Below are 13940 nucleotides of genomic sequence, written 5' to 3' on the forward strand. Positions count from 1 at the left end.
CGTCCCGCCCTGTCCCACCCGCTTCTTCACGTCCCGGACCGAGTCGATGATCTGGCTGCGGCAGGAGAACGAGTAACCCACGGGCCATGGATCAGTTCGCTGACGGCGTCCCGGTGCTCTGCCTGACCACCAGTTCCGGCGTGAAGATGACTGCACGGTGCCGGGGATGCTGGGCTTCGACCTCTTCGGCCAGGAGCTCGATGGCTGTCCGGCCCAGGGCCTCGGTAGGCTGCCGGATGGAGGACAAGGGCACTACCGCGGAAACGGCGAAGTCGATGTCGTCGTAGCCGATCAAGGCAATGTCCTCCGGAATCCTGAGGGTGTGCGTCATGGTCAGTGACTGCATGATCCCCAGCGCCAGAAGATCGTTCGCGCAGAAGATCCCGTCCGGCAGGTCCTCCCGGTCCCGCTCCACCAGGGTGTTGCCCACGCTGCGTCCGGCCAGGACTGTCATGCCCTCGGACACCAGCACTTCCAGGGTGGCGTCCGGCTCCTCCTTCACAGCGCGCCTGGCGCCCTGCAGCCGGTCCGCCACCTGGCGAATGGAGGTTGAGCCGCCCACAAAGGCGAGCCGACGGCGGCCGGTGTCCAGAAGGTGCCGGGCAGCGAGGTACCCGCCGGCGTCGTCGTCAACTGCTACTGAACTGAACTTTTCCTCGTCCGCCAGCCGGTCCACCAGGACTGTTGGCACCCCGCGCTCGCGAAGGAGGTCCAGGCGCTCGGTAACATCGCCGACGGGCGAGATGAGCAGGCCCTGGACGCGTTGCTCCTGGAAAAGGTCGATGTAGTTTGCCTCGCGGCCGGCATCGTGGCCGCTGTCTCCCAGCAGTACGGCACTGCCCTGGAGGGCGGCCGCATCCTCGGCTGCCCGCACCACTGAAGTGAAGAAAGGGTTGCCAACGTCCAGGACGATCAAGCCGATGGTCCGGCTGTGGCCGGCACGCAGCTGGCGGGCAGCGTCATTGCGGACGAAGCCCAGCTCGTCGATGGCCCGCAGCACCCGCTCCTTGGTCCGTTCCGAGACCCTGTCCGGGTAGTTCAGCACATTCGAAACAGTGCCCACCGCCACGCTGGCATGGTTGGCTACGTCCTTGATGCTGGCTGTGCGGTTCATGATTCTCCGTGCTGACGGTCCGAGTGCCTGTGCGTCCGGCGGTACTGCTGAAGAAGTGGGCCCGGATTGCTTGACACCTGCTCAGGTACAAGAGTACTTTGAATCGTAACAATGAAACGATTCAAAGATGCAATAGTTCAGGAGAGTTTCCCATGAGGGTGTGTTTCCGGTCGTCGGTCCAGCCGGCGCTGATGGACGAGTACCGCCGGCGGCATGCCGCCGTGTGGCCGGAAATGCTCCGCGCCCTGAAGGACGCCGGCTGGAACAACTACTCCCTCTTCCTTGCAGAGGACGGGCTCCTGATCGGCTACCTCGAGTGCGACGACTTCGACGCCGTCCGCGCCAGGATGGCCCTGGCCGACGTGAACGCCCGCTGGCAGGCGGAAATGGCCACACTCTTCGAGAACACCGACCAGGCGCCCGATGAGGGGTTCCAGGTACTCGAGGAAGTCTTCAACCTGGACAGCCAGCTCGCGGCGGCGGAAGCAACCGCCGGCTGAGGCAACCTGCGGCTCCAGCAGCGGGCCCGGAGCATTGCCGCACGGCCAACCATGCTGCACCACACCAAGACTCTCAACAAGACCACACACCAAGACACCGGAAAGAACCACCATCATGAATGACGTAGCAACGGCGCTGGGCAGGCTCGAGGAGCTTGCCATCGAGGTCCCTTCGTGGGCCTATGGAAATTCAGGCACGCGGTTCAAGGTGTTCGGCACGCCCGGCACCCCGCGTACCGTCCAGGAGAAACTGGCGGATGCCGCCAAGGTCCATGAACTGACCGGCCTGGCCCCCACCGTTGCGCTCCACATTCCGTGGGACAAGGTGGATGACTACGCCGCCCTGAAGGAGTACGCGGCCGGCCTGGGTGTGGGCCTGGGAACCATCAACTCCAACACCTTCCAGGATGACGAGTACAAGTTCGGTTCGCTGACATCCTCCAACGAAGCGGTGCGCCGCCGCGCCATCGACCACCACCTGGACTGCATCGAGAGCATGCACGCCACGGGCTCGAAGGACCTGAAGATCTGGCTGGCGGACGGCACCAACTACCCGGGCCAGGACGATATCCGCGGCCGCCAGGACCGCCTGGCCGAATCCCTCCAGGAGATCTATGCGGCCCTGGGTGCTGAGCAGCGCCTGGTGCTGGAGTACAAGTTCTTCGAGCCGGCTTTATACCACACCGATGTACCAGACTGGGGCACCTCCTATGCACAGACTTTGGCGCTGGGCGAGAAGGCGTTCGTCTGCCTGGACACCGGCCACCACGCGCCGGGCACCAACATCGAGTTCATCGTGATGCAGCTGCTGCGCCTGGGCAAGCTGGGTTCCTTCGACTTCAACTCGCGCTTCTATGCCGACGACGACCTCATCGTGGGCGCGGCTGATCCGTTCCAGCTCTTCCGCATCATGCACGAGGTGATCCGCGGCGGCGGCTTCGGCAAGGATTCGGGCGTTGCCCTCATGCTGGACCAGTGCCACAACCTGGAGGAGAAGATTCCGGGCCAGATCCGCTCGGTCCTGAACGTCCAGGAAATGACCGCCCGGGCCCTGATGGTGGACACCGCAGCCCTGGCCGAAGCCCAGCGCGCCGGTGATGTCCTGGCTGCCAACGGCATCTTCAACGATGCCTTCTACACCGACGTCAGGCCCGTCCTGGCCGAATGGCGTGAATCCCGCGGGCTGCCCGCGGACCCGCTGGCTGCGTTCAAGGCCAGCGGCTACCAGAAGAAGATCAACGAGGACCGCGTAGGCGGCCAGCAAGCCGGATGGGGCGCCTAACCAGCTATGAGCACCAATAAGACTGTTGAAGACCTGATTTCCCGTTCCAACCGCCTGGGTGCGGACAAGCGGAACACCAACTTTGCCGGCGGCAACACCTCCGCCAAGGGCACCGAGAAGGACCCGGTCACGGGCGAGGACGTCCAGCTGCTCTGGGTGAAGGGCTCCGGCGGGGACCTCGGCACCTTGAGGGCCGAAAACCTTGCGGTGCTGCGCCTGGACCGTTTGAACGCGCTGAAGAACGTCTACCCCGGTGTTGAGCGGGAAGACGAAATGGTGGCCGCCTTCGATTACTGCCTGCACGGCAAGGGCGGTGCCGCACCGTCGATCGACACCGCCATGCACGGCCTGGTGGACGCCGCTCACGTGGACCACCTACACCCGGACTCCGGCATCGCCATTGCCACCGCTGTGGACGGCGAGGCGCTGACCACCAAGATCTTCGGCAACAAGGTGGTCTGGGTGCCCTGGCGCCGTCCCGGGTTCCAGCTTGGCCTGGACATCGCCGCGATCAAGGAAGCCAACCCGCAGGCCATCGGCACCATCCTGGGCGGCCACGGCATTACTGCCTGGGGCGCCACCAGCGAAGAAGCAGAGCAGAACTCGCTGTGGATTATCGAGCAGGCCGAGAAGTACATCAAGGACAACGGCAAAGCCGAGCCCTTCGGACCCAAGCTCCCCGGCTACGCAGCCCTGCCGGAGGCAGAGCGGAAAGCCAAGGCCGCAGCGCTGGCACCCGTGATCCGCGGCCTGGCCTCCACGGACAAGCCGCAGCTGGGGCACTTCAGCGATGACGCCGTCGTCCTGGACTTCCTCGAAGCCGCCGAGCACCCGCGCCTGGGCGCCCTGGGCACGTCCTGCCCGGACCACTTCCTGCGCACCAAGGTCAAGCCGCTGATCCTGGACCTGCCCGCCGACGCCTCGGTCGTGGACTCCATTGCCAGGCTGCACGAACTGCACGCCGACTACCGCGAGGACTACCAGGCCTACTACGACCGCCACGCGGACGCTGACAGCCCGGCGCTGCGCGGTGCGGACCCGGCCATCGTGCTGGTGCCCGGCGTGGGCATGTTCTCCTTCGGCGCCAACAAGCAGACCGCCCGGGTTGCCGGCGAGTTCTACATCAACGCCATCAACGTGATGCGCGGCGCCGAGGCGATCTCCATCTACGCCCCGATCGAGGAATCCGAGAAGTTCCGGATCGAGTACTGGGCTCTGGAAGAAGCCAAGCTGGCCCGGATGCCCAAGCCCAAATCCCATGCCACCCGGATCGCCCTGGTGACCGGCGCGGCGTCGGGCATTGGCAAGGCCATTGCCACCCGCCTCGCTGCTGAAGGCGCGTGCGTGGTCATCGCCGACCTGAACCTGGAGAACGCCGAGAAGGTGGCCGAAGAGCTTGGCGGCCCGGACGTTGCCATCGGTGTCCAGGCCGACGTCACGGACGAGGCCCAGGTCGCAGCCGCGGTCGATGCCGCTGTCCTGGCGTTTGGCGGCGTGGACCTGGTGGTCAACAACGCCGGCCTGTCCATCTCCAAGCCGCTGCTGGAAACCACCGAAAAGGACTGGGACCTGCAGCACAACGTCATGGCCAAGGGCTCGTTCCTGGTGGCCAAGGCAGCAGCCAAGGTGATGATCGCGCAGGGCCTGGGCGGAGACATCATCTACATCTCCTCCAAGAACTCCGTGTTCGCCGGACCCAACAACATCGCCTACTCCGCCACCAAGGCAGACCAGGCGCACCAGGTGCGCCTGCTCGCCGCCGAACTGGGCGAGCACGGCATCCGCGTCAACGGCATCAACCCCGACGGCGTGGTCCGCGGCTCCGGCATCTTCGCCGGCGGCTGGGGCGCCAAGCGCGCCGCCGTGTACGGCGTGGACGAGGAAAAACTGGGCGAGTACTACGCCCAGCGGACCCTGCTCAAGCGCGAAGTCCTGCCCGAGCACGTGGCCAACGCCGCCGCCGTCCTTACCAGCAACGAACTGTCCCACACCACCGGCCTGCACATCCCCGTGGACGCCGGAGTGGCCGCAGCCTTCCTGCGATGAGCACCGAACGCACCACCGAAACTGCCCCGGCCCAGGCCGGGGCAGTTTCCGCCGCGGCCGCCGCTAAGGCTGTTGCCGGCAGTGTCTTCGCCGCTGTCGATATCGGCGCCTCCTCCGGCCGGGTCATCCTGGGCCGGGTCATCGAAGGCGGCGGCGTCGAAGGCAGCGGCGGTGAAGCCGGCGTGCAGCTCGAGGTGGTCCACCGCTTCCCCAACGGCGTGGTGGAGATCGACGGCGGCCTCCGCTGGGACTTCCATGCCCTCTTTGCTGAGGTGCTCAAGGGGCTTTCAGCGGCGGCGACAGTCGCTGCGGTACAGGGCGAACGTGTGGCCAGCATCGGCATCGACACCTGGGCGGTGGACTACGGCCTGGTCAACAAGGCCGGGGAGCTCACAGCCCAGCCGTTCAGCTACCGGGACGATCGCAGCCGCGCCGCCGTCGAGCCCGTGCACCGGAAACTGGACCCTGCGCGCCTTTACGCCACCACCGGGCTGCAGTTCCTGCAGTTCAACACCATCTACCAGCTGGCCAGCGAGCCGGACCTGGATGGCGTGCAGGCGCTCCTGATCCCGGACCTGATCGCGTTCCTCCTCACGGGGCAGCGCCGCACGGAAGCCACCAATGCCTCCACCACCGGACTGTTCGACGCCGTGGCGGGGGAGTGGGCCACCGAGTTCCTCACCGCGCTGGGCCTGAGGAAGGACCTGTTCCCGCCGCTGGTCCAGCCGGGCGAAACTGTGGGCACGCTCCTGCCTGCCATCGCCGCGCAGGTGGGGCTGCCGCAGGACACGAAGGTGGTGGCGGTCGGCTCGCACGACACCGCCTCAGCTGTCGCCGCCGTCCCCGCGACAGCGGATGACGGAGAGGAGGACTTTGCCTACATTTCCTCCGGCACCTGGTCCCTGGTGGGGCTGGAACTGAAGCATCCGGTGCTCACCGAGGCCAGCCGCGAAGCGAACTTCACCAACGAGCGCGGCGTGGACGGAACCATCCGCTACCTGCGCAACATGGGCGGGCTCTGGCTCCTCAGTGAATGCCAGCGGACCTGGGCGGCCGAAGGGTTCAACCTCGAACTTCCGGGCCTGCTGGATGCGGCGGCTGCGCTGCCGCCGGGAGGCCCGCAGATCAACGCGGACGGTCCCTACTTCATCGCCCCGGACAACATGCCGGACCGGATCCGGGCAGCCGTCCGCCGCACAGGTGAGGTCCTACCCAACGATCCGGCAGCCATCACCCGGTGCATCATGGACAGCCTCGCGGCCGGCTATGCACGCACCCTCCGGGATGCCGAACGGCTCGCCGACAGGTCCGTGGACGTGGTTCACGTGGTGGGCGGCGGTTCCCAGAACCGCCTGCTCTGCCAGCTCACCGCCGACGCCACCGGCAAAAGGGTGATCGCGGGACCAGTGGAAGCGACGGCGTTGGGGAACGTCCTGGTTCAGGCGCGAGCGGCTGGGACTGTGGACGGTGGGCTCGGGGAACTCCGTGCCCTGGTGGCGGCCAGCAGCCCGCTGCAGGTTTTTGTCCCTGAACTCTCGCGGCTGTAGATGGTGTTCAGTGCGTGGCCTGCCCTGTCCTTGTGCACCGGACGGCCCTAGGATCTGGACCTACGTCCGCTGAACACCTGCTTGCGGGAGCTGGCGCGGCCAAGGAGATCGAGGCCTACCGGTTCAACAACCACGAAGGCGGCAAGGAGCACCACTGGGTCAGGCAACTGCTGTTTCTCCGCAAGATTGTGGGGTAAGTTCCTTTGAGCGGGATGAGAAAACGGTTTCTCGTTCCGCCGGAACCAAGGAACCAATGAAGAAACTCAGCAGGCTCAGCGTGTTCGGCTATGGGGCCGGCGACGCCGCCAACAGCATGATCATCAGTACCGGGAACATGTTCCTGCTTGTCTACTACACGGACGTTGCGGGGATCGGGGCAGCAGCTGCAGGAACCCTGCTGCTGGTGGCGCGGATTTTCAACGCCTTCACAGACATCGCCGCCGGGCGGATCGTGGACCGCGTACACAGCCGGCGCTGGGGTAAATTCCGGCCGTTCCTGGTGTTTGGCTTCATTCCCCTGCTGCTGAGTGTGGCGGTGTTCCATGTTCCGGACGTGGATCCGTCACTGAAGCTGCTCTACGCTTACTGCATCTACGGCCTGGTCTGCATCGCGTACAGCATGGTCAACGTGCCCTACGGGTGCCTGGTGGGTGCAATGACCCAGGATGCCAAGGACCGCGCGCGGCTCGGCGGGGCAAGGACCATGGGCGGCCTGTCAGTGGGCGCCACGCTCGGATTCTTCATTGCACCGCTCCTCGGCGCCGGCCAGGACATGCAGCAGATCTTCACCTGGCTGACCCTGGCCTTCGCCGTTGTTGGCTCCGGGCTGTATGTCCTGACCGGCACAGTGTGCGTTGAACGGGTCGCCGGGAGCATCCCCAAAATCACCCTCGGCCAAAGCATCGCAGCCCTGAAAGCCAACACACCGCTGGTGATCCTGTGCCTGAGCTCCATCCTCTTCGTCACCGGCACGTCCGCCACCGGTGCCGCCCAGTTCTACTACCTCCGTGACGTGCTGTCCCGGATGGACCTGTTCCCGGTGATGGCAGGTGCCCAGGTGGTCATTACCCTCACATTGGCTGTGTTGCTGCCGCGGCCCGTGACGCGGTGGGGCAAGCGTGCGGTGTACATCACCGGCGGCGGGCTGGGCGTGGTGGGCGGCGCACTGGTTTTCCTGGCGCCGCAGGACGCGCCGTTGCTGGGCCTGGCGGGCCTCGTGCTGGGACTCCTGGCATCAGCTTCGGTCAGCATCCTCACCTGGGCCCTGATCGCCGACACCGTGGAATACGGGGAGTGGAAAACCGGCGTCCGGGTGCAGGGCATCAACTACGCACTTCTCGCTGCCACCCGGAAGCTCGGGATGGGATTCGGCGGCGGACTGGTGGCCTTCTCGCTGGCATGGGGCGGCTACGTTTCGGGCACGGCCGAGCAGTCCGATGCAGCCACCCTCGCCATCCGGGCCGCGGCGGGACTGCTGCCGGGGGCCCTGGTGCTGGCCGCCGTCGCCATCATGTACTGGTACCGCCTGACGGACCAGAAGCACGCGGAACTGGTGGCCAGCCTGTCCCGTGACGCGGCGTAACACTTTTGCGGTGCGGCCGCTGGGCGGTTATGGTTCATGGCATGACAAACCGTTGGTATGCGTATTTTTCGTTGGCTCTGGAGGGGCCCGCGTCTAACTGACACGCATCCAACTTTCCTTCAGAGCCAACAGGGCAGAGATTATTCTCTGCCCTTCGCCGTTTCTCCGGCGGGTTCTGAACTGGGCCCGCTTCCCATCTGGAACAGGACCCACAATGAGCACCGCAACAGCCCCCGCACACACCGGCACTCCCCGCAATGAAGCCGTGGCCAAGTCCACGTCCAACCTGCGCGTCAGCGAATTCACTGCCCTGCCCACCCCGCAGGACCTCATCGCGGAGTTGCCGCTGGCACCCGAGGCGGCAGGCGTCGTCGAACGCGGACGCGATGAAGTACGCGCCATCATGGACGGCCTGGACGACCGCCTGCTGGTGATTGTGGGGCCCTGCTCCATCCACGATCCCAAGGCCGGGCTGGAATACGCCCGCCGGCTGGTCAGCCAGGCCGAAAAGCACAAGGAAGACCTGCTGATCGTCATGCGGACCTACTTCGAAAAGCCCCGCACCACGGTGGGCTGGAAGGGCCTGATCAACGATCCGCGCCTGGACGGCAGCCACGACATGGTCACCGGCCTGCGCACCGCACGGCATTTCCTCCAGCAGGTCACCGCGCTGGGGCTGCCCACTGCCACCGAATTCCTCGAGCCCATCAGCCCGCAGTACATGGCCGACCTGATCTCCTGGGGCGCCATCGGCGCCCGCACCACCGAAAGCCAGATCCACCGGCAGCTGGCCTCCGGCCTGTCCATGCCGATCGGCTTCAAAAACGGGACCGACGGCGATCTCCAGGTGGCCGTCGACGCCTGCGGAGCCGCCGCGGCAGCCCAGTCCTTCCTGGGCATTGACGGCGACGGCCGGGCAGCCCTGGTGGCCACCGCCGGAAACCCGGACACCCACGTCATCCTCCGCGGCGGCCGCAAGGGGCCCAACTACTCGGCTGCCGACGTCGAAAGTGCCTCCGCCAAACTCGCCGGCAAGCAGCTGAACCCGCGCCTCATCGTGGATGCCAGCCACGCCAACAGCGGCAAGAGCCACCACCGCCAGGCCGAAGTGGCACTGGAAATCGGAGCCCAGCTCGAGGACGGCGGCACCTCTGCGCAGGCCATCGCCGGCGTGATGCTTGAAAGCTTCCTGGTAGGCGGCGCCCAGAACCTCGATGTCGCCGAGCACGCGGCCGGCCGGTCGGAGCTGGTGTACGGGCAGAGCGTGACAGACGCCTGCATGGAATGGGACGTTTCCGTGTCCGTGCTGGACCAGCTGGCCGCCTCTGCCCGCAAGCGCCGGGCGGTCAATTAGGGGGCGAAATAGGGGAGCACACTACTTTCACATTGGCCACAGGAACATCTAGAGTATCTAGAAGGTGGTTGGTGGATGGCTCAGCATCGGAACACCGCATTGGCACGTACCTGGGGTCACTGTTGTCCATCCGTCAGCAAAGGAAAATAGGGAAATGTCGGCAGAACAGAACTTCTCCAACTCGAAGTTCCTGACCGTGGCTGAAGTAGCCCAGGTCATGCGCGTCTCCAAAATGACCGTCTACCGGCTGGTCCACGCCGGCGAGATGCCCGCGGTGCGGTTCGGCCGCTCGTACCGGGTGCCTGAGAACGCCGTGGAGCAGTACCTCAAAGGCGCTGTGGTGGACGGCCACACCGAAACCGCCTGACGCCGTTACGCCGCAAAGCCCTGTTCCGGCCGGTCGTTTCGGCCGGTCGGGGCCACTCCGGTCAGAAGCCGCCCCGGATAGGCGGTACCCTGTTAAGGAACGTTTTACGTCATTGTAAGAATCTGTCAGTTGTTCAGTTCGTAGCTCTGTCCACGAACATTTTCCATCAGACAGGTACTGCATCTAGTTTGTAAGGAACTTTCGTGGGTTCAGTTATTAAGAAGCGTCGCAAGCGTATGGCCAAGAAGAAGCACCGCAAGCTGCTTCGCAAGACTCGTCACCAGCGCCGCAACAAGAAGTAGAGATACTTCGAACTGCGTGGAAATGCCCGCCGCCTTCCGAGGTGGCGGGCATTTTTGTTTTCCTGTTGGTTCGTCCCGGTCTTGTTCGCAGATCCTGACCGTCAAGGTTCGGATCCGCGGACAAGCCTATGATTCGACGGACTCTTGCGTGCGGGTTCTTACGCCCGCGGCCCGCGGATCCGGGCGAAGCCTTTCCAGAGTCCGTAGACGGCGCCGCACACCGTGGCGGCCTTGAGGCCGAGGGTTGCCGCCCGCCGGCCTGCGCGGAAGTCGTAAACGGGCCAGTTGTGGTCGCGGGCGTGGCGGCGCAGGCGGGCGTCGGGATTGATGGCCACCGGGTGGCCCACCAGGGTCAGCAAAGGGATGTCGTTGTAGGAGTCGCTGTAGGCCCAGCACCGCTTCAGGTCCAGCTCCTCAGCATCGGCGAGCTCCTGGACTGCCACGGCCTTGGCGGAGCCGTGCAGGATGTCTCCCACGAGCCGTCCCGTGTACATGCCTTCGAACACTTCACCCACGGTGCCCAGCGCTCCGGTGAGTCCCAGCCGGGTGGAGATCACGGTGGCCACCTCGATTGGGGTGGCCGTTACAAGCCACACGCGCCGCCCCACCCGCAGGTGCTGCTCGGCGAGTGCCTTGGCGCCGGGCCAGATCCTGGAGACGATCATCTCGTCGTAGACTTCCTCGCCCAGCGCCTTGATGTCATCCACGGTAATGCCCGCGGCCAGGGTGAGGGCGGAATCGCGGACCGCGTGGACGTCGTCCATGTTTTCGCCGCGGGCCACAAACTTGAACTGCTTCCAGGCGAAGCCGGCTGCCTGGGTAAGGGTGAAGGCCCCGCGCTGGTGCATCTTCCGGGCCACGTGAAACAGGCTGGCACCGCGCATAAGGGTGTTGTCCACATCGAAGAACGCCGCCTCGCCGGGCTGCGGCGCAGCAACCGGCTTGGTGACTACGGCGACGTACTTCTCCTCGGGCATGGAGTCGAGTCTAGTCAATCGGCTGGCAGGACGGCGTCGGCGTCCCCTGGCACCATGAACGGGGATACGGTTAAGCCATGGCTACACCCCGCGTCGTCCTGATAACCAAAGCTGACTGCCACCTTTGCGAGGAAGCGCGCGACGCCGTGGGGCGGGTTACGGCCTCATTGGGCCTTGAGTGGACCGAAGAGTTGGTGGACAACCAGCCGGACCTGCGGGAGCGGTACGCCGAGGAGATCCCGGTGGTGCTGGTGGACGGTGTGCAGCGCGATTTCTGGAAGATCGACGAGATCCGGCTGGAACGCGTCCTCCAGCGGGCCATGGCACAGTAGGGGAGCAGTACCGGTGATGGCGCGTGCATCGTGGCTTCCTGCTTTGTTTCTCCCTGCTTTGTTGGCTCCGGCGGGAGGGCTCTAGAGTGGAGTCACAACGCGATGCGAGGGAGGGGCTGGTGGCTTCGCTGGATTCAACCCCCCAGGCTGTCCCGGATCTCCCGGACACCACGGGCACGCCGGCTAAACAGATTCCGCCCGCTGCGGTGGCCCGGCTGACGCTTTATTTGCGCGCCCTGAATACCCTGCTGGCCGAGGGGGTGGAGCGGGTCTCCTCTGAATCGCTCGCCGAAGCCTCCGGCGTCAGCTCCGCGACCTTGCGCAAGGACCTGTCCCACGTGGGCTCCTACGGCACCCGGGGCGTGGGTTACGAAGTCCAGTACCTGAGCCGGCACATCGCGGCGGCCCTGGGGCTGACCCATGACTGGAAGGTCGCAATCGTTGGCGCCGGCAACCTCGGCAAGGCCCTGGCCCGGTACGGCGGCTTCGAATCCCGGGGCTTCGACGTGGTGGCTATTTTTGACGCCGACCAGATGGTGGTGGGCAACGAAGTGGGCTGGCTGCGGGTCAGCGACGTGGCGGACATGGAGACCGTCCTGCACCGGACAGGGGCCAACATGGTGGTGCTGGCACTGCCGGCCGCAGTGGCGCAGGACGTCTGCGACCGGGTGGTGGCTGCGGGGGTGCACAGCATCCTGAGCTTCGCCCCCGTGATGCTCCAGGTGCCGGAAGGGGTCAATCTCCGCAAGGTGGACATGGCCACCGAACTGCAGATCCTGGCCTACCACGCACAACGGGCGCAGGCCCCGGGGCAGACTGCCTGATTTCTCCGGCAGTTCCGGGACCCACGCCCGCAGGTGTGGAAATGCGCTTGCTTACCGGCCGTAGGGGTTGCCCAGGCCGCCGCCGTAAGGGTTGGCAAAGGGCTGCTGCTTCCGGAAGTACGGAGCAGATGCCGGCAGGTACAGCAGGACGATGGCGGCGATCCCCAGGAGGGTGCCCAGGGTGCCCAGCGTAGGAACGCCGAACAGGCCGAAGATGGACAGGGCGGCGAACACTGTGCCCAGGATGCGGGCCCAGTTCTTGCCCTTCCGGATGAAGAACGCCACCAGCAGGTACAGGCCGGCGCCGATGATGGCGAATACCACCAGCGTGCCGGCTATAACACCCTTGATGTCCTCGTAGGTGACCCCGGCTCCGGTGCCTTCCACCTGCTGCTCGAAGGTCTGGCGGAACATCGGGTCATCCAGCTGGGTGAGGCCGGTAAGCATTGCGATGACGAAAATCGCCGCGGAGGCGATCAGCAGCCAGAAGGAAATATTGACCAGCTGCGGCACACCGGTGCTCCCCGTGGCCTGCGGCTGCTCGGAGGGGTACTGGGCGTACGAGGACTGGCCGTAGGGCTGCTGGCCATACGGCTGCTGTCCGTAGCCCGGCGCCTGCGGCGGGTTCTGGCCATACTGCGGCGCGTTCTGCCCGTATTGGGGTGCGTTTTGCCCATCCTGCGGTGCGCCGGACTGCCCGTACTGCGGTGCGTTTTGCCCGAACTGGGGCGGGTTCTGGCCGGACTGCTGGCCGTATTGCGGTGCGTTTTCACCGTAGCGCGGCTGCTGGTTGCCCTGCTCGGGTTCGTTGGGCACGGGAGGCGGGACGGGAGGATTACTCATGAGCTGTCCTTTTGCATGTCGGGATCCTGGTGGGCTGCCGGGATTCGGTCCTGCGCCCTACCCCCAGCATGGCTTAAGTCCACCGTACCCCCGGACCAGCCGCTTGGGGGTCATTCGAAGGAGGTATTCCGCCCGCCGATCCGCGGGTTCACGTGCTGGAAATGCGGTGGCCCGTCCCGCCGCTCAGCTGTTGCCGCTCCTGCTGCCTGCAGCGGCGAACCATGCCTGTGACCGGGGCAGCCACAGCAGGACCGCTGCGACAAGGCTGATGAGGAAGCCTGCCCAGTTGCCGCCCTGTCCCACGCGCATGGCCAGGTTGGCCAAGGCAAGGACCAGGGTGACGGCCGTCAGGATGGTGAGGGCCAGCCGGGCCCACTGCCTGCCTGCCTTCATCCGCAACGCGAAGATGATCTGCGAGGTGCCCACCGCGGCCGCCAACAGCATCAGCAACAGGACCCCGAGGGCCGCGCCGGGTGCTGCGGCAAAGAGGGTCAGTGAGGCCAGCACGCCGAGCAGTCCGCCGAGCAGGCCGAGGATGCCGCCCACGAACCAGATCCAGAAGGAGACCTTGAGTTCGGTGGGAAGGCCGGCCACCGAGAACATCGCGGCGAAACCGGTGCGGGGCCTGGCATCCTCAAAGTTGCTCATTGCCCTCACTGTAGCCGCGCCCCGGGTTTTATTAGCCCTGCGGCGGGCCCGTGAGCGCTGTGACTTCACGGTTCGTGGCGCAGGGACTGTCCCTGCGCAACGAATTCCGGCTTCACGGCGCAGGGCGGGACAAAGGGCGGCACGACTTAAAAAGGAAACCCCGGCACTGGCCGAAGCCGGTGCCGGGGTTTTTCGTTCAGTCCGGGTTCTTCAAGTGAAGAA

General features: G+C 65.6%; 14 protein-coding genes. 10 read left to right on the top strand and 4 right to left on the bottom strand.

Annotated elements, in window-relative coordinates; all coding sequences use genetic code 11:
• Window positions 1–91 precede the first annotated feature (91 nt).
• Window positions 92–1114: a LacI family DNA-binding transcriptional regulator gene (locus FNL14_RS01875; RefSeq protein ID WP_142057196.1), complete on the bottom strand. Its 1023-nt coding sequence runs from the start codon at window positions 1112–1114 to the stop codon at window positions 92–94.
• A gap of 152 nt (window positions 1115–1266) precedes the next feature.
• Here FNL14_RS01875 and FNL14_RS01880 point away from each other — a divergent pair, with 152 nt between their 5' ends.
• The 8 genes from FNL14_RS01880 to FNL14_RS01920 all read left to right on the top strand — a co-directional run bounded on the left by FNL14_RS01880 (window position 1267) and on the right by FNL14_RS01920 (window position 10094).
• A complete protein-coding gene (locus FNL14_RS01880; RefSeq protein WP_142057198.1) occupies window positions 1267–1614 on the top strand; it encodes an L-rhamnose mutarotase in 348 nt (115 codons plus the stop codon).
• Between the two features lie 115 nt (window positions 1615–1729).
• Window positions 1730–2896 (top strand): L-rhamnose isomerase, encoded by a 1167-nt coding sequence (gene rhaI / locus FNL14_RS01885; RefSeq protein WP_142057200.1) that lies wholly within the window; start codon window positions 1730–1732, stop codon window positions 2894–2896.
• A gap of 6 nt (window positions 2897–2902) precedes the next feature.
• Window positions 2903–4942, top strand: a complete 2040-nt coding sequence (locus FNL14_RS01890) for a bifunctional aldolase/short-chain dehydrogenase (protein WP_142057202.1) — start codon at window positions 2903–2905, stop codon at window positions 4940–4942.
• A complete protein-coding gene (locus tag FNL14_RS01895; RefSeq protein WP_142057204.1) occupies window positions 4939–6489 on the top strand; it encodes a rhamnulokinase family protein in 1551 nt (516 codons plus the stop codon). Before FNL14_RS01890 ends, FNL14_RS01895 begins: the two co-directional genes overlap by 4 nt.
• A 154-nt stretch (window positions 6490–6643) precedes the next feature.
• Window positions 6644–8071 carry a glycoside-pentoside-hexuronide (GPH):cation symporter gene (locus FNL14_RS01905; protein WP_370455788.1) on the top strand — a complete coding sequence of 476 codons (1428 nt, stop codon included), beginning with the start codon at window positions 6644–6646 and terminating at the stop codon, window positions 8069–8071.
• Between the two features lie 214 nt (window positions 8072–8285).
• Window positions 8286–9425: a 3-deoxy-7-phosphoheptulonate synthase gene (locus tag FNL14_RS01910; protein WP_091416973.1), complete on the top strand. Its 1140-nt coding sequence runs from the start codon at window positions 8286–8288 to the stop codon at window positions 9423–9425.
• 154 nt (window positions 9426–9579) lie between these two features.
• Window positions 9580–9792, top strand: coding sequence for a helix-turn-helix domain-containing protein (locus FNL14_RS01915; protein WP_091416971.1), 213 nt, complete (start codon window positions 9580–9582; stop codon window positions 9790–9792).
• 203 nt (window positions 9793–9995) lie between these two features.
• Entirely contained in the window at window positions 9996–10094 is a 99-nt protein-coding gene (locus FNL14_RS01920) for a 30S ribosomal protein bS22 (RefSeq protein WP_003792170.1), read from the top strand.
• A 158-nt stretch (window positions 10095–10252) separates the two neighbouring features.
• On the opposite strand, the gene FNL14_RS01925 is transcribed toward FNL14_RS01920, so the two are convergent.
• Window positions 10253–11071: an HAD family phosphatase gene (locus tag FNL14_RS01925; protein ID WP_142057208.1), complete on the bottom strand. Its 819-nt coding sequence runs from the start codon at window positions 11069–11071 to the stop codon at window positions 10253–10255.
• A 77-nt stretch (window positions 11072–11148) separates the two neighbouring features.
• On the opposite strand from FNL14_RS01925, the gene FNL14_RS01930 reads away from it, so the two are divergent.
• Both FNL14_RS01930 and FNL14_RS01935 read left to right on the top strand, forming a co-directional pair.
• Window positions 11149–11403 (top strand): glutaredoxin family protein, encoded by a 255-nt coding sequence (locus FNL14_RS01930; RefSeq protein WP_091416966.1) that lies wholly within the window; start codon window positions 11149–11151, stop codon window positions 11401–11403.
• A gap of 119 nt (window positions 11404–11522) precedes the next feature.
• A complete protein-coding gene (locus FNL14_RS01935) occupies window positions 11523–12227 on the top strand; it encodes a redox-sensing transcriptional repressor Rex (protein WP_142057210.1) in 705 nt (234 codons plus the stop codon).
• A gap of 51 nt (window positions 12228–12278) precedes the next feature.
• Here FNL14_RS01935 and FNL14_RS01940 read toward each other — a convergent pair whose 3' ends face one another.
• A complete protein-coding gene (locus FNL14_RS01940) occupies window positions 12279–13070 on the bottom strand; it encodes a hypothetical protein (RefSeq protein WP_142057212.1) in 792 nt (263 codons plus the stop codon).
• 183 nt (window positions 13071–13253) lie between these two features.
• Entirely contained in the window at window positions 13254–13718 is a 465-nt protein-coding gene (locus FNL14_RS01945; RefSeq protein WP_142057214.1) for a hypothetical protein, read from the bottom strand.
• Between the last annotated feature and the right edge of the window lie 222 nt (window positions 13719–13940).

The organism is Pseudarthrobacter sp. B4EP4b (assembly GCF_006680095.1).
Lineage (GTDB): Bacteria > Actinomycetota > Actinomycetes > Actinomycetales > Micrococcaceae > Arthrobacter.